Annotated in this window: 18 protein-coding genes; 11 read left to right on the plus strand and 7 right to left on the minus strand. The window is 68.5% G+C overall.

The window, feature by feature from the left end:
* Positions 1 to 9: 9 nt before the first annotated feature.
* Both ACFWJW_RS03505 and ACFWJW_RS03510 read right to left on the minus strand, forming a co-directional pair.
* Positions 10 to 225 carry a hypothetical protein gene (locus tag ACFWJW_RS03505; protein WP_387234408.1) on the minus strand — a complete coding sequence of 72 codons (216 nt, stop codon included), beginning with the start codon at positions 223 to 225 and terminating at the stop codon, positions 10 to 12.
* A 414-nt stretch (positions 226 to 639) separates the two neighbouring features.
* Positions 640 to 1,101: a hypothetical protein gene (locus ACFWJW_RS03510; protein WP_387234249.1), complete on the minus strand. Its 462-nt coding sequence runs from the start codon at positions 1,099 to 1,101 to the stop codon at positions 640 to 642.
* An 803-nt stretch (positions 1,102 to 1,904) separates the two neighbouring features.
* On the opposite strand from ACFWJW_RS03510, the gene ACFWJW_RS03515 reads away from it, so the two are divergent.
* From ACFWJW_RS03515 to ACFWJW_RS03540, 6 genes are all read left to right on the plus strand, one after another.
* Positions 1,905 to 4,724 carry an AAA family ATPase gene (locus ACFWJW_RS03515; RefSeq protein ID WP_387234252.1) on the plus strand — a complete coding sequence of 940 codons (2,820 nt, stop codon included), beginning with the start codon at positions 1,905 to 1,907 and terminating at the stop codon, positions 4,722 to 4,724.
* A gap of 533 nt (positions 4,725 to 5,257) precedes the next feature.
* Positions 5,258 to 6,397 (plus strand): hypothetical protein, encoded by a 1,140-nt coding sequence (locus ACFWJW_RS03520; RefSeq protein ID WP_387234255.1) that lies wholly within the window; start codon positions 5,258 to 5,260, stop codon positions 6,395 to 6,397.
* Positions 6,398 to 6,748: 351 nt separating this feature from the next.
* The gene (locus tag ACFWJW_RS03525) at positions 6,749 to 7,144 is read left to right on the plus strand and encodes a transposase (RefSeq protein ID WP_387234394.1); all 396 of its coding nucleotides are present in this window, start codon (positions 6,749 to 6,751) and stop codon (positions 7,142 to 7,144) included.
* Between the two features lie 602 nt (positions 7,145 to 7,746).
* The gene (locus ACFWJW_RS03530; RefSeq protein ID WP_387234258.1) at positions 7,747 to 8,574 is read left to right on the plus strand and encodes an SDR family NAD(P)-dependent oxidoreductase; all 828 of its coding nucleotides are present in this window, start codon (positions 7,747 to 7,749) and stop codon (positions 8,572 to 8,574) included.
* A 498-nt stretch (positions 8,575 to 9,072) separates the two neighbouring features.
* On the plus strand, positions 9,073 to 10,281 hold the full coding sequence (locus ACFWJW_RS03535; protein ID WP_387234261.1) for a serine hydrolase domain-containing protein: 1,209 nt from the start codon (positions 9,073 to 9,075) through the stop codon (positions 10,279 to 10,281).
* A gap of 56 nt (positions 10,282 to 10,337) precedes the next feature.
* The gene (locus tag ACFWJW_RS03540; protein WP_387234264.1) at positions 10,338 to 11,045 is read left to right on the plus strand and encodes a TetR/AcrR family transcriptional regulator C-terminal domain-containing protein; all 708 of its coding nucleotides are present in this window, start codon (positions 10,338 to 10,340) and stop codon (positions 11,043 to 11,045) included.
* A gap of 41 nt (positions 11,046 to 11,086) precedes the next feature.
* On the opposite strand, the gene ACFWJW_RS03545 is transcribed toward ACFWJW_RS03540, so the two are convergent.
* Complete coding sequence (locus ACFWJW_RS03545; RefSeq protein WP_387234267.1) at positions 11,087 to 12,688, minus strand: amidohydrolase; 1,602 nt, start codon at positions 12,686 to 12,688, stop codon at positions 11,087 to 11,089.
* A gap of 93 nt (positions 12,689 to 12,781) precedes the next feature.
* Positions 12,782 to 14,236: an APC family permease gene (locus tag ACFWJW_RS03550; RefSeq protein ID WP_387234269.1), complete on the minus strand. Its 1,455-nt coding sequence runs from the start codon at positions 14,234 to 14,236 to the stop codon at positions 12,782 to 12,784.
* Positions 14,237 to 14,660: 424 nt separating this feature from the next.
* On the opposite strand from ACFWJW_RS03550, the gene ACFWJW_RS03555 reads away from it, so the two are divergent.
* Positions 14,661 to 15,311 (plus strand): TetR/AcrR family transcriptional regulator C-terminal domain-containing protein, encoded by a 651-nt coding sequence (locus tag ACFWJW_RS03555; protein WP_387234271.1) that lies wholly within the window; start codon positions 14,661 to 14,663, stop codon positions 15,309 to 15,311.
* Positions 15,312 to 15,475: 164 nt separating this feature from the next.
* On the opposite strand, the gene ACFWJW_RS03560 is transcribed toward ACFWJW_RS03555, so the two are convergent.
* Complete coding sequence (locus ACFWJW_RS03560) at positions 15,476 to 15,964, minus strand: ATP-binding protein (RefSeq protein WP_387234274.1); 489 nt, start codon at positions 15,962 to 15,964, stop codon at positions 15,476 to 15,478.
* 168 nt (positions 15,965 to 16,132) lie between these two features.
* Positions 16,133 to 17,215: an Lrp/AsnC family transcriptional regulator gene (locus ACFWJW_RS03565; protein WP_387234397.1), complete on the minus strand. Its 1,083-nt coding sequence runs from the start codon at positions 17,213 to 17,215 to the stop codon at positions 16,133 to 16,135.
* A 57-nt stretch (positions 17,216 to 17,272) separates the two neighbouring features.
* Here ACFWJW_RS03565 and ACFWJW_RS03570 point away from each other — a divergent pair, with 57 nt between their 5' ends.
* From ACFWJW_RS03570 to ACFWJW_RS03585, 4 genes are all read left to right on the plus strand, one after another.
* Positions 17,273 to 18,433: an alpha-hydroxy-acid oxidizing protein gene (locus tag ACFWJW_RS03570; protein ID WP_387234277.1), complete on the plus strand. Its 1,161-nt coding sequence runs from the start codon at positions 17,273 to 17,275 to the stop codon at positions 18,431 to 18,433.
* A 485-nt stretch (positions 18,434 to 18,918) separates the two neighbouring features.
* Positions 18,919 to 19,728 carry a class II aldolase/adducin family protein gene (locus ACFWJW_RS03575; RefSeq protein WP_387234280.1) on the plus strand — a complete coding sequence of 270 codons (810 nt, stop codon included), beginning with the start codon at positions 18,919 to 18,921 and terminating at the stop codon, positions 19,726 to 19,728.
* Between the two features lie 232 nt (positions 19,729 to 19,960).
* Complete coding sequence (locus tag ACFWJW_RS03580) at positions 19,961 to 20,140, plus strand: hypothetical protein (RefSeq protein WP_387234282.1); 180 nt, start codon at positions 19,961 to 19,963, stop codon at positions 20,138 to 20,140.
* Positions 20,137 to 21,777, plus strand: a complete 1,641-nt coding sequence (locus ACFWJW_RS03585; RefSeq protein ID WP_387234286.1) for a cation acetate symporter — start codon at positions 20,137 to 20,139, stop codon at positions 21,775 to 21,777. Before ACFWJW_RS03580 ends, ACFWJW_RS03585 begins: the two co-directional genes overlap by 4 nt.
* Positions 21,778 to 22,011: 234 nt before the next feature.
* Here ACFWJW_RS03585 and ACFWJW_RS03590 read toward each other — a convergent pair whose 3' ends face one another.
* Positions 22,012 to 24,987 carry an aminotransferase gene (locus tag ACFWJW_RS03590; protein ID WP_387234288.1) on the minus strand — a complete coding sequence of 992 codons (2,976 nt, stop codon included), beginning with the start codon at positions 24,985 to 24,987 and terminating at the stop codon, positions 22,012 to 22,014.
* Positions 24,988 to 25,023 lie beyond the last annotated feature (36 nt).

The raw sequence follows: 25,023 nt of genomic DNA on the forward strand, positions 1-25,023 counted from the left end.
CGCCGAAGCTCAGGAGGCCCTCGTGATCCACCGTAACGCCCCGCTGACGCCGACCGGCAGGCTGCGTCTGGCCCGGTGCGTCGTCGACGACGGCTGGCCGCTGCGCCTCAGATCCGTCTCGCCGAGGCCGAAGAAGCCGAGCACAGAGGTGATGTTGGTGGCGGTGCCGATCACCGGGACCGTGCGGATGGCGTAGCCGATGACATTGCGCCCTGGTGAAAACATACCTCAACGGTGAAATTCGCTGGCGGAACGGATGTGGACGTCAAGCCTGCCAAGAAAATCTCCAACGCCAACATCCATGCCGGATCGGCGTACACGTGCAGGGCGTACTGGGGGCTTACACACTGACCGAGCCCCCGTTGCCTGAGCCCTGCTCCGTCGTCCGGCGAGGACCGGCGGGTGACGCCCGCGCCGACGGAGGCGGAACTTGCCCCCGGTGGGCGCGGTGCCGAGATGCAGGGGCGTAGGCGCGGGAGGGGTAGGACAGCGCGCTGCCTGCTCGTCCGCCGTAGCCACGGCTTGCTGTTCCCGGCACATCGCCAGGATGGCCACACCCGCATTGGCATGCGCAGATGGGCCCCGTATTCCCATGAGCCCTTAGACAGACAGTCGAGCGGCTGCGGCCGTTCTTGCCGGTCAGCAACAGGCGTTGTGGCAGGTGGCGGGACCTGTGCTGGGTTTGGCCTGGTCCTCGGACTGACGGCCCACACACCCCTCGCTCCCCTCCGTCGCCGGGGCGTCCCGTCCGGCGGCGGGGAGCGTGCGGGACTCCTGCCTGGCCAGCTTGGCGGTCACCTGCGTGCTGCGCGAGCGGCGGGTGCGGCTTCCCGGGTGACCCGGCTGCCAGACATTGGCGTACGGACCGGCAGTTGACGAGAGTCTGGTGGCCGTGCAGGGCCGTCCCCCTCGGCCGCGCAGGAGGGACGGAGCGCTCTCCATCCGTTCGCAGACGATCAGGTTCTCGGGCTGACCGACCAGCATGTACCGGCCGTGCGAGGCGGGCTTACTACCCGGCCCGTACGCGCGCAGCAGCTCCTCCAGGCGCTGCGCGTAGCCGTCCCGCTCGTCCTCGCGTACGGCGCAGGGGGCTGTTCGCACGGACGTAGCCACCACGAAGAGATCACACAGCACTGCTAGCGAAGCAGTAGCTGCTGTGGGGCTTTGGTGGAGAGACTTCTGGGCGTGCCTGACAACTCGCTGTTCATCGCTGGCCTCACTGGTGCGACGGCTATCGCGGCCAGCTCGCTGGCGAGCTGGCTCACCAGCAGGGGCAACATCCACGCTGCTCGGATCCAAGGGGATGATGGCGGGGTGTTGGTCAAAGCAGAGACGGCGAAATGGCCGTGCGCTCGGCCCGCTGCCCACGCTGCTGGAACCAGGCGGAGGCTGCCGCTTCAGGCGAAACCGACGGCAGGACGTGATCGGACTGCGCCTCCCCATGACTGCTGGTCACGGTGAGCCGAAAACACCGGACGGTCAGCCGAAGAGGAGGTCGACGTCCTTCTCGAGGCAGAGCCGCAGGACGACCACCGACTGGCGGGCGTCGTCGATGTGCCGTTGGAGAAGCGGGCCGATGCGTGAGCCGTCGTGGCCCGTCCACCGTCCCGGCGGACGGGCCGGTCCACGAGGCCGCTCGGACGAGCTACGGCAACGTTCCAAACTCTCCGCCCTTAGCCCGAACTTCTCCAAGGCCCCATGTAATCAGACCAGCCAGATCAGTGGCCGTCCCCCGCGCTTTCGCAACAAGCCCTAGGGGGCAGGCGTCCGGGGCGACGGAACCTGGACAGCTGCGAATGGCTCTACCAGAGCACGCAGACTACGCAGATCCAAGACATGTGTTATGAAAAACCTGGCATTACATGACTTGGAGCGAATCGATGACTGCATTCGAAGGTCAGCTTGTGGGTCGTGCAGCTGAGTTGGCGGAGCTGTCCAGGTTGGCGGAGGCCACGCTGGCAGGCGTGGGGCACGCCGCGTTCGTCGTGGGTGAGGCCGGTCTCGGGAAGACCACGGTGCTCGAGCAAGCCGCGGCCGCCGCAGAGCGCAGGGGCCTGCGCGTGCTGAAGGGGAACGCCCAGGAGCGGTCAGAGGCATGGCCGTTCGCCTTCATTTCAAGCTGCTTGGGGCTGGAGGAGTCTCCCCTGGGTGCCCGGCGGGCCCGCGTCGCCGAGGTGCTGGGTGGCGATGCCCGGTACGGGGCGCCGGGTGCCAGGACCGAGGCGGCTGGGGCGTATGCCGCGGCGAGCGAAGCGCTGATCGGAGTGGTCGAGGACCTGTGCGCCCAGGGCCCGCTGGCGCTGTTCCTCGACGACCTCCAGTGGGCGGACTCGGCAAGCGTGGCCGTGCTGCACGAGCTGGTGCGTTCGGTGCATCAATTGCCGCTTCTGGTGGTGGGAGCGCACCGACCCGTGTCCGGAGCCGGGGAGGTCAGCCATCTGTCGGGGAGCCCGACCGCCGGAAATCGCACCCTGCTGGAGCTGGCATCCCTCGATACGGAAGCCGTGGCGGCTCTGCTGGCAGACCTCTGCGGCCGGCCGGCCGGTCCGCGGCTGCGCCGCATGGCCGAGGGGGCGGCAGGAAACCCGCTGTACATCACCGAGTTGGTCGCCGCGCTGAGGCACGAGCACGTCATCGAGACCGGTGAGTCCATGGTGGACGTCGCCGCCGGCTGCTCGCTGCCGCCGTTGCCTGCGCTGGTGACGCACCGGCTTCGCCATCTGCGTGATGACGTGTTGCAGGTGCTGCGCGTTGCCTCTGTATTGGGCGCCAGTTGCACCACCGCCGAACTCGCAGCTGTGGTGGACCTTCCGCTCCACGATCTGCTGGCCGTCATGGCGGAGGCCGAGGCAGCCGGGGTGCTGCTGGACACCGGCCGACAGCTGCGCTTGCGACATGAGCTCATCCGGCACGCCTTGTACGACGCCGTGCCGGGGTCGGTCCGGGCCATGCTGCACATGAGAGCAGCGCAGTGTCTGGCCAAGGCAGGGTCAGCTCCCGAACGCGTCGCCGAGCACCTCCTCAACGGGTTGCCGAGCCCGGACTTCCTGATCACGTGGCTGCAAGAATCCGCGGCACGGCTCACCACGCGGGCACCCGCCATGGCTCTGCGGCTGCTCACCACGGCGCTGGAACTCGGCGACCCCACGGATGCCGGGTACGCCAACCTCCGTCTCCACCGTGCCCTTGCGCAGCTTTCCTGTGGTCTCCTTGCCGAGGCGGAGGAGAGTGCCCGCTGCGCCCTGGCCAAGGCTCCTGACCCCGGGTGGGGATACCTGATGCGCTGGATCGTCATCCAGGCCGCGTTCGCCCGTGGCCGGCCTGACCTGGCGCTGGCGGAGGCGCGGGCCGGATGCCGGAGCCCGGAGGTGCCGGCGATCGAGGCGGTCCGGCTTCAGGCGTTCAGCGCCGTATGCCTCTTCGCGATGGGCGACCTCACCGAAGCCGGCACGGTCGCCTCACGTGCCCGGAACACAGCCTACAAAGCCGGGGACAATCAGGCCCTGGCCGATGCCTTGAGCGTGCTGGCAGCCAAGCGCTTCCTTGAGGCACCTGACGCCGAGGCGGTTGAACTTGCGCGGCAGGCGGTCCGCATCAGGCCCGACACGGTGCACCCGGCGCAGTGGATGGGGATGCAACTCGCGCTGGTGAACTGCTACATCGCCCTTGACCTCGGGCACGATGCCCGGCGGACCCTCGCCGTCATACGCATCCCGGCGGAGCGCACCGGAGGGATATTTCTGCCCTGGTACCACCTGGCCTGCGCGCTCCTCGCGTTTCACACGGGGCGCTGGGACGATGCGCTGGCGGAGGTCGCCTCAGGTCTCGCCTGGGGAGGCCAGGACGTGCTGAGCCGGACGCTGCGGGCGGTGGCGGCGTTGATCGCCGTGCACAGAGGTACGCGTCCCCTCGCCGAGGCATATCTGACCGCTCCGGTGCCCGAGGAGGGCAGCCTGGCGGTCGCGCCGTTCTACGAGTATCTGCCGTTGCGCGCCGGCGTCCTTCTGGACGAAGCGCAGGGCGACATCCAGCGCGCCTACTCCCGACTCGCCGAGGCGTTCGGAAGCGGCCGCCCAGGTCAGCGGTACCTCAGCTTCCTGACACCCGATCTGGTCCGCCTGGCTCTGGCACAGGGGGACCTTGCGAACGCGCAGCGATACGCCGCCGTCGCGCAACAGCGCGCCAACCACAGCGGCGGCCCCAACCAGCTCGGCGATGCCTACCGTTGTCAAGGCATGCTGAGCGGTGATCCGGATCTGCTCATGGAAGCGGTCCGCTGCTACCGCAGCGCTCCGCGGCCGCTCAGTGCGGCACACGCCCTTACCGATGCGGCGGAACTGCTGGCCCGTAGCGGACAGCTGACCGAGGCCCGCGTCCTGCTCGATCAGGCGCTGGACACATTTACGCAGATGGGCGCGGTCTGGGACGTGGCCCAGGCGACGTCCCGGCTGCGTGCAGTCGCCGTTCGCCGGGGCTCACACAGGCCCCGAACCGGTTCTCGCGACGGCTGGGAAGCACTCACCCACACCGAGCACCTGGTTGCGGAGTACGTGGCCGAGGGGTGTTCCAATCCCGAGATCGCATCCCGGCTGTCCATCGCCCGAAGCACCGTCAGCACCCATGTGTCCAGCATCCTCAGAAAGCTGGGAATGACCTCACGGGTCGAAATCGCCGCGGAGGTGACCCGGCGGCAGAAGTCCGGGGTGGCACCTCGGCAGGACTGACCGCAGGTCACCACGGCCCGGCGCCCGGAAATCGAGAACTATATCCACCAAGTGAAGGATGTTCCTCCACTTGTCCGCCCATACATTGGCGGTGCCACGGTGGTCTGGGCGCACGGGGTGGACCGGTGCCGCTCGGGGCACCTGGCCGTCCCGAAGAGCACAGCTCACCGGAACGAGGACCAAGAACCAAGACCACTGAGGCCCCCACAGGCCGGGGCAGCCAACGACCGTCGCGGTGCCGGCGGTCCCGGTTGCGGCGCTGGGAATCGTGCAGCAAGCAGCAGGCCGAGTTTCACCGGATGCGCATCCACCTGCTGCGCGGTCACCTCAGCGTCAGGTGGTCGCAGTGCCGGAAACGCGAAGAAAAGACGAAAGGGAAAAGGCTCATGCCCACTGAACAAGTCCCACGAAATGCGAAGCGAAGAATTCCGACGTTCCTGGCCGTCGCACTCACCATACCGCTGTCACTGCTGGCTACCACGCCGGCTCATGCAGAAGACCCCTCGTGTGACAAGAGTTCCCACACCGGCTGCATGACCATCGCCGCCGTGCAGCACGATGACTCCGGGCTGTCGGAAACCATGAACCCGAATGGCGCCGTTGATCTGCTCAATGACGGCTCCTCGGACAGCAACGACGTCGTCCTGCGGCCCACGGACAAGGGCACGGTGCCGAGCGACCAGTGGAGCTTCAAGCCCAACCCCAACAACGACGGCAGCTTCCAGATCGCCAACAACATCCCCAGCAAGAGCGGCTGCGCCGAAATCGACGAAAATGGCTACCTCACCATGGACGTCACCTGCGATGCCACAAACCAGAAACAGCTGTTCTACGCCCAGCCGGTCACCAACGCCCCGGCCAACACCTACCTGATCCGGCGCGTCGACAACGACGAATGCGTCACGTCGCACTATGACCAGTACGCTTCCCCGTTCGCCGGCGGTGCCGCCCTCCAGATGAAGTCCATTGGCTGCACCGACGGAGTGGGCGCCAGCGGGGGAGCCACCATTGAGCAGTGGACCGCGACCGCGGCCCCCGGTGACGGGGCAAGCGGCCCGACCGTCGATGATCTGGCGACGCAGTACGCGCTGACCCAGCACAACAACGGATCCGGCGTCATCACGGCGAGTTCGTACACCATCACCGACGACTCCCGGCCCGCCTACCTCGGGCCCTACCAACTCGTTTCCACATCCAGCGAAGAGCAGGGCTCCAACCCCGTCTGCAAGAACGCCAGCGGGCCTTCCGGCGGCAGCTTCACCTGCTCCATGAACTGGTCGCAGTCCACCGCGGACATAGTCACCGAAACGGATCAAGTCGGCGTCAATCTCACCATCGGACCGGGCTCGGAGGCCAAGAGTCCACTGAAGACCGACGTCCAGGTGGGATACCAACACACCTGGACCGAGAGCCAGACCACCACTGAGTCATCGGGCTCCAGCGTCAGCATCGATGTTCCGCCCGGCCAGACAGCGTGGGTGGCGCGAGCCCTGGCGCTCAAGACGACCACCGGCGACTGGACATTCAGCAACGATGTCGGGTCGACGTGGACGCACCACATGACCGTCACCATGCCGGTGGAGGGCATCGACAATGTGCACAGCGTCATCGCGAAATGCACCACGGACTCCACGGACGCCGGGTGCACTTCCTCCAAGCCCAGTGGGGTGTAGTCAGCTGGAGCGAGTCGCCCGTGCGAAGCGGGCACAGCCATCTGCCACCGGCGAACGCCGCGGAGGCTCCTGGCCCATCCGTACGACTGTGAACTGAAGGCCGGCTGAACAGACTGGTTGCGCCTGACGGACACACGGTCTTTGACCCGGCGAGCTGATTGATCCCGGCTGCCTCGCACATCCGAGGCAGCCGGGATCGGTGTTCGCGAGCTCTGCATCGCAGAAAATGCCCACCGCCTGATACTCCAGCTGTAGATCGCGATCTTGCCGTCCTGCGCCATCGCGCCCTGAGCGGATGCCGGATATCTCGCCTACTCCACCCGGCGCGGACACCCGGCGATCGACCGGGAACTGCATGTCCCCCGTTCCTGGACCGAGGGTACGGCCCGCTGCCAGATCGCCGGGATACCCGACACCGTCAGCTTTGTCACGAAGCCCGCACCCGCCGCTCGCATGATCGGCCGCGCCCTGGACGCTGGCGTCCCCGCGTCCTGGGTAGTCGGCGACGAAATATGCCTTCCTCGCCGTCGTCCGCGCCGACGAACGCGGTCGCCATCCCTGGCCGGACGAGCTGATGCCGCTCACCTGCAACGAGATTCAGGGCCTGTTCAACGCGCTTGTCGTCCGGCTCGTCCACGACACGACCCACCGGCTCCTCTGGTCCCATCGGCGACACCGCCACCAGGCCCGAACCCAGACCAGCCACTGCCGGCAACAAGCCGCTCAGGCATGAAGCTGGAGTCCTAGGCGGCGACTGTTTCTGATCGGCCTGAGGTCAAATCCGACCGCGGTGCGAACTGCGCACAATCGGTCGTATAACGACCAGACCGAATCGGTCCAGGGTTCCGTGCTTCTCCAGCACGGCCTTGAGGTCCCTGGCGAACTCCGCGTCTTGCGGGCCGAGCGGTTCTACGTCTTCGAAGCGAGGAAGGTGGTGCGATGCACGGCTGGTCTGCGTAGGCATGCGCATCTCCCTTCGACCGCGCTCTGCGGTCTCAAGCACCGTAGGCACGTGGTGAGTTGCGGCAGAAGCGCCCGGCAGTCAGGGATCCAACGCGAGCCGGACGGCGCCTGGCCCGCCTCGTGGAACGCCACGTCCCACGGCTGCTCACTGTGGTGGGCATCGGGCCGGACAGAGCCGTCACCTTCACTGCCGCCTCCTCCTGGCTCGCACTGGTGGCGGAAACATTGCGGGCCGCGTTGAACGTACCCGCCCGGGCCGCCCCTGAGTGGCGGACCCGGTCGCAGAATTAGTAAGCATCGGTGTCACCAACGTTTACATTCGTGGTGCGGGCCGACATGCTGTGGGGGATGCCCCTTTCGTGCAACCGAGCCGAGGACCGGAGCCCATGAAGACAGCACCCAGGACGACTGCCCGCCGCCTGCTTGGCCGCCTGCCCTGGGTCGATCCCGGCCGCGCCCCTTTGCTGGCCAGGACGGCATTCGTCACCGGCGCGAGCTCCGGAATCGGTCGCGCCCTCGCTGCCGAGTTGTGCGCCCGCGGGTACGACGTGTTCCTCACCGCGCGAAGGACTGCCGCGCTGGAGGAGCTTCGTGCTGATCTCATGGGCAAGTACCCTCGGCGTAAGGTGGAACTCGCCGGACTCGACGTCACGGACCATGCCGCCGTGGTCAAAGCACTCGATGACGCGGCATCAGTATTGGGCGGGCTTGGCGTTGTCCTTGCCAACGCCGGGGCGGACACCGAGGGCGACGTGGGCTCCGGTCACTTTGCAGACCACCGCGCCGTCGTTGAGGTCAACCTCATCGGCGCGATGGCCACCATCGACGCTGCGACCGCCCTCCTCCGCAAGCAGGGCGGCGGCCAGATCGTTGGCATCTCCTCGGTGGCAGCCTCCGCCGGTCTGCGCGGTGGTGCACCGTACTGTGCCTCGAAAGCCGGACTGTCGACTTACATGCAGTCGCTGCGCACCGAGACATGGACGAGTGCGATCACCGTCACCACCATCCTGCCGGGCTATATCGACACTGCGATCAACGAGGTCTTGGGAGGCAGGCGACCGTTCCTCATCGACGCCCGTCTCGGGGCCAGGAAGATCATGGACCGGGCCGAATCCGGTGCTCACACCGCAGCCGTGCCGCGTTTCCCCTGGGCGCTCGCTGCCAGTCTGCTCCGCAGGGCTCCGGACTGGATGATCGCCAGGTTCCCGGCGTGACCTCCGTCGACCGTGCTTGCTGGGACAGCACACCCAAGCAGTAGGCGGGCGGGTGCGCGGTGGCCGGGTACGTGACTTGCGCGGCTGCCTGACACGGATCGCGCCAGGTGGGGCAAGCCCACGTCCGGCCGGGCGCCTCCAGGTCCGTGGCGTCGGGGCCGGGTCGACGCGCTGGGGCTGGATGAGAACGGCACGCCGTTGATGTCTCGCCCTTGTTGGTCTTGACCTTGACCTGTCTGGGCCCGCCCAGCGCTGCCAAGACCTTTCGTAGCAAGCGGACAGGTGTGTGGGGCGCCGTCCGGCAGTAGGTACCGCAGCGCTACGTGGAATCGGTTGATGATCCGGGTGCATTCGCCGGCCAGGTCGTCATCGTTGACGGGATCTTGAGTTCCGCAGTGTGCCGACGCAGAACGCCGATGATGTTTGCACTCGATGACCAATGGTGTCACCATAGGTTCAAAATCGTCTGATCACTGGAGGTTCGAAGTGGTGGATGGCATGGGAGGACCGGGCCGAGCGCTGACGGCAGGTGCGGCAGCCGTGGGCCTCGCGGCCGGGGCGAGGTGGCTGTGGCGACATCAGGGTGAGGTCGCGACCTCGCGGCCGTTCAACGAGTGGACCTTCACGCACACCTCGGCCCTGATGCCGACCGAGACCGTGCCGCGTTCAGTGGAGCCGCGATCGCTGCGCTACGCGCCTATAGCCCTCGACGGGTGGACCTACGAGTACGCCGGCGAGCGGCGCACGCTGGCAGACCTGCACAAGCGCACATTCACCACCGGGTTCGCGGTCCTGCACCGCGGACTGCTGGTGCACGAGTCCTACCCGGGGTGGTTTGCCTCGCCGCAGGCCCGCTTCCAGCTTTTCTCCCTGACCAAGTCGGTCACCTCGATGCTCGTCGGCATCGCGCTGGAGGAAGGAGCCATCGCCTCGCTGGACCGGACGGCGGTCTCCTACCTTCCGGAGCTGGCGGGCACCGCCTACGACAACCGCTCGATCGAGCATCTGCTGCACATGAGCAGCGGCGCAGCTTTCGTGGAGAAATACACCGACCCGGACGCAACGATCTCGCGCTTCGAGCACGCGGTCTTGGGCGACGGGTCGCTCCTGGAGGTGCTCCGCACGGTGCCAAGCGTCGCCAAGCCGGGGACGGTGTTCAACTACTCCACGATGGACTCCCAGGTGCTGGGCTGGGTGCTGGAGGCGGCGACGGGGATGTCGCTGGCGCGGTACGCGGGGGAGCGGTTGTGGAAACCCATCGGCGCGGAGCTCGACGCACATTACTTCCTCACCCGGAGGCATCCGCGCACGGCGCTGGGCGGGGGCTCGTTCAACGCGGGGGTACGGGACATGGCGCGGCTGGGCCTGCTGATGGCGCGCGGCGGAGTGCTGGACGGTCAGCAGATCGTGCCCCAGGCGTGGGTCGAGCGCAGTCGCGGCGCGGGCCTGGCGCATCTGGAGGTCGGAGCGCTCGGGCCGGACATCCCGCCGCACTACGGGTACGCCAACCAGTGGTGGACGCTGGGCGGCGCACGCCGGGCCTTCACCGGAGTGGGCATCCACGGGCAGTTCCTCTGGGTCGATCCGGAGGCCGACGTGGTGGTGGTCAAGACCAGTGCCTGGCCCACGGCGGATGACTTCGACCGGGACGCCGAGACGGTACGGGCGCTGACCGGCCTCGTCTCGCACCTGGAGGCGAGCGGCTGAGCAGTCGCTCGTGGTCCCGGAATCCGCGGTGACAGCGGATGGATAGGATGGTCGCCATGACGGAATCCGGGACCAAGGCCGCGCCTGAGGCGAAGCCCCGACGGGGCCGTCCGCCTTCCACGTCGCTGAACCAGGGACTGATCCTGGACACCGCGCTCGCCATCATCGAGCGCGAGGGGGCCGACGCGTTGACGCTGCGTCGCCTGGGCACCGAACTGGGAGCCAACCACACAGCGGTACTGAGGCACTTCGCGGGCAAGGACGAGATCCTGCTGGGGCTCGCCGAGCGGCTGATCGAGGAAGCGATGGACGGCTTCGTGCCGTCCGCGGGCTGGCGGCAGACGCTGGAGTCGATGGCGAGCCGGGTGCGCGCGGCGTGTTTGGCGCACCCTCAGGTCGCGGTGCTCGTCGCCACCCGCGTCTCCCGGCGCGCGGCGGAGTTCCGCGGGGCGGACGTGGTGATCGGCGCGCTGCGCCAGGCCGGCTTCGAGGACCGCGACGCCGCCCGCTACTACCGGTCGCTGGTGGACACCGCCATGGCGCTGGCGTCCTACGAGGCGGCTGTCACCGCGCTCGACAGTGCGTCCCTGGAAGGGGACCGGATGGCCTGGCGTCGCGAGTACCTGGCCGTCTCCCCGGCCCGGTACCCGGACCTGGCGGCGGTGGCCCCGTTCCTTGCCGAGGCCGACGAGGACGACCAGTTCGGGACGACGCTCGGACTGCTCCTCGACGCCGTCGAACTCCGCGCACGCGCAGGCCGGTAGCCGGCTTGCGCGAGGCCGCCGGTCCGATACTCCTGTCGGTGTCAGGCGCGGTGGGTGACGGTGCCGCCGAGCATGGTCAGCGCGATGGGCGCGTCGGCGAGTTCGTCCGCGGGGGCGTGCACGGGGTCTGCGCCGAACACGGTGAGGTCGGCGCGGTAGCCGGGCGCGATACGCCCTGCCGACCCTTGCTCGCCGGCGACCTTCGCGGGGTTCGTGGTCATGCCATGGAGCGCGGCGAGCGCATCGAGTGCCTGCCCGGGTGCGACCGGAGCGGCGTCGGGACGGCTGGGCAGGCGGCGCAGGCGTGCGGTCGCGAGGACTTCCCGCGGGTCGTAGTGGGCGATGGGCCAGTCGGAGCCGAGGACGAGGGTGGCACCGGTGGCGTGGATGTCGCCGGTGCACCAGGCGCGATGCGCGCGCTCGTGCCCGAGCCGGCGGGACCACTCATCAGTGTGTTCGGCCCGGGTGTAGGCGGCGTGGGTCGGCTGCATCGAGGCGGCGACGCCCAGCTTCGCGAAGCGCCCGGTGTGTTCCAAGGGCAGGGACTCGATGTGCTCGATGCGATGCATGACGGAGCGGGTGCGGACGCTTTCAAGGGTGTCGAGGACGTGCTGGACGCCGGCGTCGCCGACCGCGTGGGTAGCGGTCTGGATGCCCGCGGCCGCGAGACGGTGCACGGCGCGCGCGTACGCGGAGGGGTCGCGCCAGAAGGATTTGGTGCCCTCGCCGTGGCAGTCGGCGTGTTCCAGCCATGCGGTGCCGCCCTCGACGGTTCCGTCGATGAAGAACTTCACGGCACCGAGCTGCCAGTACCGGCCGTGCCGGCCGTGGTCGCGGATCAGGCTGTCGAGCTCGTCGTCGGTGACCCCGGGCATGCACCACGGCGCCAGCCGCAGCCGCAGCGGCAGCTCGCCCTCGTCGTCGAGTGAGGCGACCAGGTCGAGGGCGTCGCCTTCGCAGTCCATGACGTGCCCGCCGGTCAGGCCCACGGCTGCCATCTCATCGAGGAGAGCGCGCAGTCCGGCGCGGCGCCGGGCCCGGTCAGGGCGCGGGACGATGCGCTGGACGAGGGCCATGGCAGCAGCTTCCAGAAGGTGCCCGGTGGGTCGGCCGTCCGGGTCGCAGACGACGGTGGAGCGCTGTGGGAAGAGACGGGGGCCGGTCACGCCGGCCAGGTGCAGGGCTCTGGTGGAGGCGAGTGCGGAGTGCCCGTCGTACAGGCCCAGCAGCGCGGGGACGTCGCCGAGCACGTGGTCGATGGCGGCTGCGGTGAGGGGGATGCCGTCGAAGGCGCTGTGTTCGAGGCCGAAGCCGGTGACCCAACCGCCGCGGGGGGTGGACCGGGCGGCGTTCGCGAGGACGTCGCGCAGTTGGTCGAGGGTGGCGACGGCGGAGAGGTCGATACCGCTGGCCAGGTCGAGGCCCAGGACGGGGTGGGTGTGGCCGTCGACCAAGCCCGGGGTGAGGTAGCAGTGCTCGACGTCGATGATCTCGGTGTCCGGGCCGCGCCAGTCGCGGATGTCGTGGTGGTCTCCGACGGCGGCGATCAGGCCGTCGGTGACGGCGACGGCGGTTGCGCCGGGCTCGTCGGGGTTGAGGGTGTGGATGCGGCGGGCGAGGACGATCGTGTCGGCCTGCGGCATGGACTGGCTCCTGGCATCGAGGAGGGCAGGGTGGCGAGACTGCGGCGGGGGAGGAGTCGGGCGGCCCGGAACGCATGAGTCCTGGGCTCCGGTTCAGCTTGCTGCGGGAACCTCGTGCGGCTGGGCCAGGCCGTCGTAGGTCTCGCGGCGCTTCGAACGGACCACGGCGGCGACGGCGTACCCGGCGACGAGGACGACGGGTACGCAACCCATCAGGACGTTGTTCACGGTGGCCGACGCGCCGGTGAGGAGGACCATTTTGCTGATCATGAGGTAGAGCGCGCCTGCCATGAGCACCGCGGAAACGGCCGGCGCCACCACGGTGCGCAGCACGCCTTCGTTGTGGGCGGTGCGCTGGAAATACAGCAGGACGGCGAGTGCCGTGAGGGCCTGTAGCAGCACGATTCCGATGACCCCGGGGGTGTTCACCCAGATCAGCAGCTGGCGGTAGGGGTCGGCGTGGGCGATCGCGAACGCGGCGACGACCACGACGGCGAGTGCGGTCTGCAGGACGCCGGCGGTGTGCGGGGAGCCGTGCTTGGGGTGCGTGCGGCCGAGGCGGGCGGGCAGGATGCCTTCCTGAGCAAGGCTGAAGGTGTAGCGGTTGATCGCGTTATGGAAGGCCAGCAGCGCGGCGAAGACGCTGCTGATGATCAGCACGTACATGGCGTCCGCGGCCCAGCTGCCCACGTACTGGTCGGTCACGTGGAACACCACGGACGTCGGGTCCTTGGTGATGATCTGCACCGCCTGATGGACGCCGACCGCTTCGATGATGGTCCAGCAGGTGAAGGCGTAGAAGACGGCGAGGAATCCGACGGCAATGTAGGTGGCGCGGGGGACGGTGCGCTTGGGGTCGCGGGCTTCGCCGCGGTAGATCGCGGTGGACTCGAAGCCGATGAAGGCGCCGAAGGCGAACGCGAGGAGGATCCCGGTGCCGGGGCTGATCGCGTGCGTGGGAGCGAACGACGACAGCTCCAGGCCGTGCGCTCCGCCCTGCACGACGACAGCGACGTCGGTGAGGGCGAGTATGCCGGTCTCGGCGAAGAGCAGGACACCGAGCAGCTTTGCGCCGAAGTCGATGTTGCGGTGGCCGGCGAGGGCGACCAGGATGATCGCAGCGAAGGCATAGACGGACCACGGGATGTTGACACCGACAAGGGCGTGGACAGTGGCCTGGGTGGCGCTCGCGAACAGTCCGTACAGGCCGATCTGCAAGGCGTTGTAGGCGAACAGAGCCAGACATGCAGCCGCGATGCCGGTCCGGGCACCCATGCCTCGGGTGATGTACGCGTAGAACGCCCCGCCTGCGTCGACGTGACGGGCCATCGTGGTGAAGCCGATGGAGAAGATGGCCAGTGCGATGCCGGCGAACAGGTAGGCGGCGGGTGCGCCAATGCCTCCGGACATGATCGCGAACGGAGCGATCCCGGCCATGACGGTCAGGGGAGCCGCCGCCGAGACCACGAAGAAGGCAATGTCGCCCGTGCCGAGGTTGCCGTGCAGTGCCTGGGGCGGAACAGCGGTGGTGTGCGGGGAATCTGTCATGGTGGCTCCCATCGCGGGGTCAAGGATAAGGCGGGTCCGGTCGAGGACACTCACCGTTATCTAAACCGTTTCGGTTTAGATGGCTGGAAGGTAACCGGTGCGGCGGTGCAGAGGAAGAGGCCGGAGTGTCTCGAAAGCGTCACGGGGCGGCCGGGCTTCGATGGCCAGGTCTCGCGTAGCGCTGCTGGATGGCGAACGCCATCGCCGGCACCGCTGGGGCAATCGCTGACGGGGCCGGGGGTTGCGCCGTGTCGGCGTGGCGGTACGGGATCGCCGCTGTTGCGGGCCACGGGTTGTCGCCGGTTCGGCGCTCCGGATCCGAGGGCGCCGGGACGGTTAACTAAACTGTTTCGATTTAGGTAACTGGGCGCTAACATGTAGGGCACCGGGCAGGGCGGACCTGCAGGGTCCCCAAGAGATCGTCATGACGGAGGCTGCCGAGATGGCCAGGCCGCGCGTAGCACTGCTGGACCGGGAACGCATCGCCAATGCTGCCCTGGCGATCGTTGACGAGACCGGGGACTTCACCGTGCCCGCGATCGCCCGAGCGCTGAACGTGCAGACTTCTTCCCTGTATCACCACGTCGACGGACGTGCGGGCGTTATAGAACTGCTGCGCGAGAAGGTCGTCGACGCGATGGACTACGACCAACTGCATCGGATTGACCAGCGTCCTTGGCAGGAGGTCTTGGCCTGCTTCGCCCGGTCCTACCGCGAGGCGTTCGCCGCCCATCCGCACATCGTGCCCATCCTCGCCACCACCACCGTCCGCGCACCTCTCGTCATCAGCGCGTACGAGCGGGTGATCGCCATGCTGCACGAGGCGGGCTTCCCTGAGCGGGACTCCCTGGCCATGGTGACCGCGCTTGAGAACTTCATCATCGGTTCCGCGCTGGACCTGGCTGCACCCCCCGTCATGTGGGAGATCCCCGAGGCGGCCGAGGCCCCAGAACTGGCCAAGGCCCTGGAAGCGGTGCCTCGTGACGCCGAACGCGCCGAACGCGCCGACCGAGCCTTCGAGGCCGGCCTGGCCGCCCTGCTCGCAGGCTTCACCGAAAGCCTCCCTTCCCGTTGAACCGTCCTGGCAGAGCCGGCCCCGATGTCCATGTCCTGGAGCCGCCGGGCGCGTAGTTGCCGGGAGGGGGCCGTTGGCTTCGGCGTGTGGCGGCGGGCGTTGCCGGCGTGGCGGTGCGGGGTGGCGGTTGTTGCGGGCTGTGTCGGCCGGGGTTTTCCCTGGGTTCAGTCGGCGAGGTGGGGACTGCTCTCCTGGGGGTGCGGGAGGGGCAGCGTGAACCAGGTGGTTTTGCCGGTGGGGGTGCGGGTGCTTGCCCAGGCTTCGGTGAGTGCGTCGAGGAGTTCGGTGCCGCGGCCGCTTTCGGTGTCCGGGGTGGCGGTGCGGCGCTGCGGGCTGGTGGGGTTGGTGTCCTCGATCTCGCATCGCAGGGAGGTCCAGAGGATTCGAATGGTGAGGCGGATGGGGCCGGGGGCGTAGCGCAGGGCGTTGGTGATCAGCTCGCTGACCAGGAGCTCTGTGGTGTCGCTGAGGTCTTGCAGGCCCCAGTCGTGCAACTGCGCGGTGGTCTGGTGGCGGATGCGGCCGACTTCGGCCGGGTCGCAGTGCACGGGCCAGGAGGTGTGCCGGTCACCGGTGTGGGGGGCGGCCGGGAACGTGGGCTGGGGTGACCTCGTGTCGTGCGGCGGCAGTGCCGGGGCCCTGGTGGCTTCCATTGCAGGTCCAGAGGGGGTGGGCGTCCGGGTCGGGCGCGGTTTATCTAAACCGTTTCGATTTAGATAAATGCAAACTAACACGTGTGCCCTCGGGTAGGAAGACCTCAGAGCGTCCCGATTTGTCGGGTATCGGTGAGGCGATGCCGTGCATGGCCGCGGCCGTACACGTCACATCGCCGGTTCTGCCCATAGGTCGGGCGGAACGATGCCGACGGACCGGCCATGGGGGTCCAGGAGGCGCCCGAGCAGCTTGTCCTGGCGCAAGGTGATCACGCGGTCGACGATGTCGAGACGTGGGTGCACGGCGGCGAGCTGGGTCTCCAGGCGCAGGATGTCGCTGACGGAGTGCAGGCTGGCCTGGAGGATGAGGTTGTGCGGTCCGCTGACGGCGGCGCAATTGCGGATTTCGGGTAGCCGGATGAGGGCGTGGCCGATCTCGGGGAGATGGCTGGGTGGGACTCTGACCCCGAGGGTGACAGCGACGGGCCAGCCGCCGAGAGGGCGTGCGAAGTCGCAGCGGAACCGCAGGAGACCACGGCGGATGAGCTGTTCGATGCGGCGTTTGACGGTGTTGAGGCTGAGGCCGAGGTCGTCGGCCAAGTGCTGGTAGGGAGCGCGTCCGTCCTGGGAGAGCCGGGTGATGAGGGTGCGGTCGCAGGAGGTGATCTCGCCCGGTGCGACCGGGAATTCGGCCGGGGGTGGCCCGGTCAGCTGGGCACGTTGGCCGGGGGCCAGGGCGGCGATGCGCCATCGGCCGCCCTCGGTGAACATGTGGGTGACGATCCGGGCCTGCACGGTGGTGATGCCGGGAAGGTGGGGGAGCAGGTCGAGGGTGTAGCCGGACAGGGCTGAGAGGTCGCGTGTGGCGACGGTGGCGAGGATGTCGTGGCCGGCTGCTGTGCGCTCGATCGTGAGCATGTGGGGGTGGCCGCTCAGCGCCTGGGCGACCTGGGCGGTGGCCTTCGGAGCGCAGCCGATCACGACGAAGGCCACACAGATCTGCTCGAACAGGTGCGGGCCGGGTGAGATTCCCACCCAGGCGGCGCCTTGGCCGGACAGCCGGCTGAATCGGCGGGCGACGGTTACGGGGTCGATCTCCAGGGCGCGTCCCAGCTCGGTCCATGAGGCCCGTGGCCTTAGCTGCAGGGCACTGATCAGCGCCAGATCGCCCTCCGTCAGCAGCGCTGGTGCGTCATCCTGCGCACCACGGCCTACTGAGTCAGAATCCTGCGTATCGCGTCCTGCATGCATCACATTCCCATTGTGGACCGCAGACCCGCACACGGCGGGCGTGAAGGAGGTCGCACCATGGCGTACGGCGATTATCAGAACGAGATCTACATGGACGGGCTGCGCGGCGTGCTGCCGCCCTTCCCGATGACCTACGACGACCTGGAGCCGCTCGCTCAGGCCGCGATGCCCGCCTCGATCCGCTCCTACGTCATGGCCGGAGCCGGTGACGAGCACACCCAGCGCGCCAACGTCACCGCATTCGAACACTGGGGTCTCATCCCGCGCATGATGGTGGGAGCCGCGGACCGGGATCTGTCCGTCGACCTGTTCGGGATCCGCTTGCCCTCACCGCTGTTCATGGCTCCGGTCGGCGTGATCGGCCTGTGCGCACAGGACGGCCACGGCGATCTGGCCACGGCCCGCGCCGCCGCCCGCACCGGCGTCCCGATGGTCGCCTCCACGCTGAGCGTCGATCCGCTGGAGGAGGTCGCCGCCGAGTTCGGCGACACCCCGGGCTTCTTCCAGCTCTACACACCCACTGACCGGGAACTGGCCGAGAGTCTGATCCACCGTGCAGAGAAGGGTGGGTACCAGGGCATTGTGGTCACCCTGGACACCTGGATCACCGGCTGGCGCCCCCGCGATCTTGCCGTCAGCAACTTCCCCCAGTTGCGCGGACATTGCCTGACCAATTACACCAGCGACCCCGTCTTCCGCGCCCGTCTCGCCCGCAGTCCGGAGGACGACCCGGCGGCCGCGGTCGCCGAGTGGGTGGGGATCTTCGGTAACCCTCTCACCTGGGACGACCTGTCCTGGTTGCGTTCGGTCACCGACCTGCCGCTGATCCTCAAGGGCATCTGCCACCCTGACGACGTTCGCCGCGCCAAAGACGGCGGCGTGGACGCTCTCTACTGCTCCAACCACGGTGGACGCCAAGCCAACGGCGGCCTGCCCGCCCTCGACGTCCTGCCCGGCGTGGTGCAGGCCGCCGACGGCATGCCTGTCCTGTTCGACTCCGGTGTCCGCACGGGAGCCGACGTCATCAAGGCCCTCGCTCTGGGGGCCACCGCCGTCGGCGTCGGCCGCCCCTATGTGTATGCGCTCGCCTACGGCGGCGAAGCCGGCGTCGTCCACGTCCTGCGTTCCCTGCTCGCCGAAGCTGACCTGATCATGGCCGTGGACGGCTATCCCACCCTCGCCGATCTCAGCCCCGACTCCCTCCGCCGCCTGACCTGACCTGACCTGCGCGGTGCAGGATTCCTGCTGCTCCGTCGGGCGGGACGCCGGGCATCTGCGCGACACACGTCGCGTGTGAACATCGTTGACACCATTGGTTCAAAAAGAGAGAATGCTGCATCGCGACGCGGCTGAACCGGTTTGGCCGTACCGGAAGGTTCTTGAGTTCGCCATTCCTCACCTGTGCGCACGGCCGGCCTCCTGTACCGGAAAGCCGGCACCGCAGGAGGTCCGCGAGCAGCGGCGGATCGTCGACCGGTATGGGCCGTTCGTCTCTTTACCGCGCATCCAATCCGTTCCGCCATGGCGCGACGAACTGGGGCCGCGGCAGGCCGTACTCAGCCGCTTTCCGGGACGTGACCGACACAGGAAGGGCTGTTGTCCGGCCGGTTCGGGAGAACAGGCCGCGTACAGGCCAGGCCGTGAACCAGGGAACCCCTGGAGCCGTGGCGTGATGGAGAGTGAATCGACATCAGGAGGAACACATGACCAACACGGTGCCCGAAACGATGCGTTCGGCAGTGGGACCCATGCCTGCCGGGGCGGTCATCCCGCAGCCCCCGGCATTCACTTCGGCGCAGGAAGAGAGGGCACACCGGAAGCGGGAGCTGGCAGCCGGATTCCGCATTTTCGGCAGGCTCGGATTCTCCGAAGGAGTCGCAGGGCACATCACGGTTCGTGACCCGGGGAATCCGGAGCTTTTCTGGGTCAACCCGTTCGGCATGAGCTTCAGCCAGATCAAGGCATCCGACCTCATCCTTGTCGACCAGGACGGGAACGTGATCGAGGGCAACCGGCCGGTCAACCGTGCCGCGTTCGTCATCCATTCCCAGGTTCACAAGGCGCGCCCGGACGCTCTGGCTGCCGCGCACGCGCACTCCCTGCACGGCAAGGCGTTCTCCAGCCTCGGCATCCCGCTCGACCCGATCACCCAGGATGCCTGCGCCTTCTTCGAAGACCACGGGCTGTACAGCGACTACACCGGCGTGGTCACCGATCTGGAAGAGGGCCGCCGCATCGGGAAAGCGCTCGGTTCCCACAAGGCCGTCATTCTGCAGAACCACGGCCTGCTCACGGTCGGGCAGTCCGTGGCCGAGGCGGTGTGGTGGTTCGTCACCATGGAGCGTTCTTGTCAGGCCCAGTTGCTGGCGATGGCGGCCGGCACGCCCAAGCACATCGACCGGGACACGGCCCTGCTCGCCCGGGAACAAGTGGGCACCCCACTGGCCGGATGGTTCCAGGCGCAGCCACTCTGGAACCAGATCACCGTTTCCGACGCCGACCTCGCCGGCTGACCCACTCCCATCGGTTCAGGGTTGCTGCGCGGTGCACAGAGCTGCAGCCGTCGCCCCGACCCTCAACTGGCGTTGCGTGCATGCGTACCGCACCCGCGTCGGTCCGGACGCACGCCCACTCCTATGAAGAAGTGTGCGAAAGGCAGGTATGTCTCAACCTCTTGCGGCACAGGAAAGCAAGCCCGCATGCCGATGGCGGCGGAGCCCGGAGGGACGGTTCGTAGGACTCAACGTGGGCCTACTGGTGCTCCACATGGTGCTGGCCTCGGCCGCCAAGCCACAGCTCGCGAGCGACGCGGTCGGCCAACTCACGGTCGGTTCCCTGCTGCTCATCGGGCAGGGCGTGCTGTTGTTGTGGACCGCCTCACGGTACGCGTCGGCCCCCGTCTCGGAAAATGGAGGTGAGAAATGACGGGCAGCCTGCTGGCCATGATCGTGCCGATGTCGAACGACACGCGCACGATCCTGCTCATGGTGTTTCTTGGCTTTCTCGTTGGCGCCCTGTTCTTCTGTCTATTCCTGGGTCCGGAGCAGGATCACGTCGACGTCTTCTACCGAGGCCGTCAAAGCACTCTCTTCAGCGCCGTGTTGGCGATGGTGGGCGTGTGTGTTCCGGCCAGCACGCTCCTGGGGATGACGGGCACGATCAGTCTCTTCGGCTACGACGGCATGTTCATCGCCCTCAGCGTGCTGTTCGCGCTGGCACTGCTGCTCATCCTCGCAAGGCCGCTGAGGCGCCGCGGACGCTTCACCATCGGCGACGTGTGCGCACCTCCCACCCGGGGCCGGGCTCCACGAGTCGCAGCGGGCATCGTCACCCTTGCCGTCTGTCTGCCCCTGCTCATGTTCGAACTCGCCAGCGCCGGCATCAACACCGCGCTCCTTCTCGGGTTCGCCGGCAGCGGCGCCCGGTCGGTCTTCACCATCATGATCGGTGTCCTGATCGTTTCAGCCACCGTGTTCGGCGGTATGCGTGGCGCGACTGCCCTGCAGATCGTCAAAGGCATCGTGCTGTTCGCTGCATGCGCCGCCGTCGTCATCCTGGTGTTGCAACACTTCGGCTTCGACCCAGGCGCCCTGCTTCAGTCCGCGCGGAGCCACAGCTACCGCCCGGAGGCGTTCCTGAGCCAGGGAATGAGCACGGTACCCCGAGCCTCCGATGCCGTCGGGACAGCCGACTTCGTGGGCCTCCAGGTGACCATCATCCTTGGAGCGGCCGCCATGCCCCATGTGGTCATGCGCATCAATACCCTCTCCGACGACGCCACTGCGGCGTCAGTCGTCTGCCGGGTGATGTACGTGGTCGCAGCCTTCATGGCCGGAACTGTGGTGATGGGCCTGGGAGCAGCCGCACTCGTCGGCAGCGAGCGCATAGTTTCCGCTGACACGGGCGGAGCGGGCGCGCTGATGCTGCTGTCCGCGAGCCTGGCCGGTGGTCCCTCCAGCGCCGGCGGGGCCGCCGTGTTCATCCTCGTTGCGTGCGCGCTGTTGGTGACCGTGCTGGCAGCGACGGCGAGCGTCACCTTGGCTGCTGCCGCAGCGGTCGCGCACGACATCTCCCCGCACACCCACGGGAGGCAGTCCGGAGGATCAGAGGTCGCTGCGGCACAATGGGCCGCGGCCCTTGTGGGCACAGCGGCTATCGCGCTGGCAGTGGCCGCGCGGAACGAGAACATCCAGCAATTGACCGCCATTGCACTGTCCGTCGCCGCCTCCAGCCTCTTGCCTGCCCTGGTGTACTCGCTGTTCTGGCGTCAGTACACCCACCGCGGACTCCTGTGGACTCTTTACGGCGGCATGGGAGCCACCCTGGTTCTTCTTCTCTTCTCGCCGCGCGTCAGTGGCGTTCCCTCGTCCCTGTTCCCGTCATGGCATCTTGACTGGTTTCCACTGGAGAACGTTGCCCTGGTCTCGGCACCGGTGGGCTTTCTCCTCGGCTATCTCGCCACGGTGCTGGGCAGACCGGCGCGCGGGCGGAGGTCATCGAGCAGGAGGATGACCGAGCCGGTTGACGGCGGCGGCCAGGAGCACCTGCGGGGAACTACCTAGAGCAGCGACAGGCCGGCCGGGATGAGGTGCGCGCGTATCTGGCGTTCCGCGCGCACCTCATCCCGGCCGGGCACGTATGAGCAGCGTGCCGCTGAGTTCGTTCTCCTGCGGATCGAGATCACTGAGGCACATGCCGACGGACGGACCGTCGGTTCGTCGGACGACCGGAGCCGTTGTGCGCACGGTGGTGACCACACGGTGCGCACAACGCGGAGGCAGCGGCTCTGGTGTCGCTCACTGGGTGCGCACGCTGGTGTTGCGGTGCCCCAGTTCGGTGAGGGCCCGGTCGAGGGTGTGGGTGAAGAAGTCGACGGCGGTGGGGTCGAGGCACAGCGGCGGCTTGATCTTGAGGATGTTGAGGTGGTCTCCGGTGGGCTGGACGATGACGCCGAGGTCGAGCATGCGGTCGCAGAGTTCGGCGGTCTCCTCGGTGGCGGGTTCCACGGTGGTGTGGTCGCGGACGAGTTCGAGGCCGAGGTAGAGGCCGGTGCCGTGGACGGCGCCGATGATGCCGTGGCGGGCTGCGAGGGCTTGAAGCCCGGCCTTGAGACGGACTCCGGTGCGGATGGCGTTGCCCTGGAGGTCCTCGTCCCGGAGGGTGTCGAGGACGGTGAGGCCGGCGACGCTGGAGACGGGGCTGCCGCCGGTGGAGGAGAAGAAGTAGCCCTGGTCGCGGTATCGGTCGGCGATGGCCCGGGTGGTGATCACGGCGCCGAGGGGGTGGCCGTTGCCCATGGCCTTGGCGACGCACACGATGTCGGGCACGACCTGCTGTTGCTCGAAGCCCCAGAACCAGGTGCCCAGGCGCCCGTAGCCGACCTGGATCTCGTCGGCGATGGCCAGTCCGCCGTGCCTGCGCACCGCCGCGTACACCTGGGCGAGGTAGCCGTCGGGGAGGGCGACGCCGCCTGCGTTGCCGTAGTAGGACTCGCTGAGGAAGGCGCCCGCCGGGCGGCCGGAGGCGGCCAGGTCGTCGATGATGCGGACCGCCTCGGGGGCGTACCGGGCAGCCTGCTCGCCGCGGTGCAAGCCGCGGTACGGGTTGGGTGAGTCGACGGTGTGGACCCAATTCGGGCGACTGGCGAGGGCGTTGGGGTTGTCCTGGAGCGAGGTGGAGACGGCGTCGGAGGCGTAGGTCCAGCCGTGGTACGCCTCTCGCAGGGCGACGAGGTCTTGCTGTCCGGTCGCGCCGATGGCGAGCCGGATCGCGAGATCGGCCGCCTCGGAGCCGGAGTTGACCAGGAAGACGGTGTCCAGCGGGTCGGGCAGCAGCGCGGTGAGGCGTTCGGTGAACTCCACGACGGCGGCGTAGTGGAAGCGGGAGTTGGTGTTGAGTCTGCGCAGTTGCCGCGAGATCGCCTGTTCGACGCGGGGGTGGGCGTGGCCGAGCGGGGTGACGTTGTTGACCATGTCGAGGTAGGAGCGGCCCTCGGCGGAGACCATGTAGTGGCGCCAGCCGCGTTCCATGCGGGGCGGGTTGTCGTAGTAGTGCTCCTGAACGGTGGCGAAGGTGGCGTCGCGTCGCGCGAGCAAATCCGGCTGCGGAGCGGTCCCGGCGGCCGGCAGGCCGAGCAGCGGGGCGGGGTCGGCGGTGAGCGCGAGCCAGCCGGGGGCGTACTCGGGTCGCACCAGCGGTGGGACGACGGGTGCGTCGAGCTGCTGAAGAGCGACGTGGACGCGGGTGCCTGCGGGCAGGGCGACCAGGTGGTCACCCGCGCGGACGCGTGTGGCGGCGGGCAAGGTGGGGTGGACGGTGTCGGGGAAAGTCAGATGCAGCGCGTGGGGACCGCAGGTGACGGCCGTGTGGCCGGGCGCCGCCCGCAGCACCTCACCGTCGCCGGGCGCCTGTAGAACCGCGGGCTCATCGAGCCACACATCGATACCGGTGGCGATGGTGGCGGGCGAGGTGGCGGACAGGGCCGGGGTCGCAGTGAGCCGAGCCTGCCCGTAGCGGGTGGCGGCAGCCACGGCTTCGTGGGCGAGGAGGGCCGACGCGAGGCGGTCTTCGGCTGCTTCGTCCAGCCAGGCGCCGTGGTCCATGGCGTCGGCCTCGACGGAGAGGTCGAGCACGGAGATCTGGCCGAGGTCCAGTCCCGCCACCAGCGGCTGCGCGGGTGCAGGGACGGTGGCTCGGTGGCAGGCCAGGCCGAGCGTTTCGGTGATCAGGTGGGTCATGACCGCGGTCGGTACTGCGGTGGCCTGCTCGAAGATGCGCCACTCGCGGTCGAGGGCGGCATGGGCGTAGGCGTTGTCGCCGTCGATGGCGGCCTGGTGCTGTCCGCTGACGACCAGGGTGGCTGCGCGGAGGACGACCAGCGGCCACAGGGCCGCCGCCTCGTCGGCGGAGAGCGGGCGGATCTCGTGGAAGGCGCGGACGGCGGGCAGGACGTCGTGCGGTTCCATGCCGTCGTGGTGGAGCATCGAGGACAACGGCATGGCCAGCTCGCACACCGCCCAGGTGTCCGTGAGGTCGCCGAAGTCGATGATCCCTTCGGGCCGCGGCAGCGGGCTGTCGGGTGAGCGGACCAGGTTGTCGTCGGTCAGGTCCAGGTGCACGGCCTGGCGCGGGAGTCGCTCGGCGACCTTCAGCACAGCGGCCCAGGCATCCGTGGTCGCGGCGAGCACGGCGGACCGGCGCTCCGCCTGCGGTAGGTGATCCAGCAGTCGGGCGACCACGCGGTCGGCGTGGCGGGGATCCCATTGCAGGACGCGCTCCAGCCCCGGGTGTTCGAAGGGCTGGAGGGCGGTGCTGACCTGGCCGGCGATGCGGCCCATGGCCGCGACCGTCCCGGGCGACAGGTGGCGCGGGCCCGACAGTGTTCCGCCGGGCAGGTGCCGCAGCAGGCGGGCAGTGACCGGGCCGCCGCCGGTGTGCACGAGGGCGGTGCGACGGTTGCCGTCGGCGTCGCGCAGCACGGTTGCCAGACGTAGGCGGGGCTGTGCTTCGGCGATCAGGTCGGCGGCGGTGTCCTGGGCGTCGATCTCGGTCGCGGTGAACGCCGGGTTCGCGATCTTGAGGACGGCCGCAGGCGCGCCGTCGTCGTCGGTCATCAGGAAGTTGGCGTCCTGCTGGCTGCCCAGCGACTCGGCTCGGACCGTGAGACCGAAGTGCTCAGCGGCGATCCGGCGGGCCTGGTCGGTCGTCAGCCGCGGGGCGGGCAGCGCCTGTTGGGTGAAGAAGTCGACGGTGGGGGACTGGTCGTACGTCATGCCGGGTTCCTCAGCTTTTCGGTGAGGGGGAGGGGA

The sequence above is a fragment of the Streptomyces sp. NPDC127097 genome, from assembly GCF_042724075.1.
In the GTDB taxonomy this organism is placed as follows: domain Bacteria; phylum Actinomycetota; class Actinomycetes; order Streptomycetales; family Streptomycetaceae; genus Streptomyces.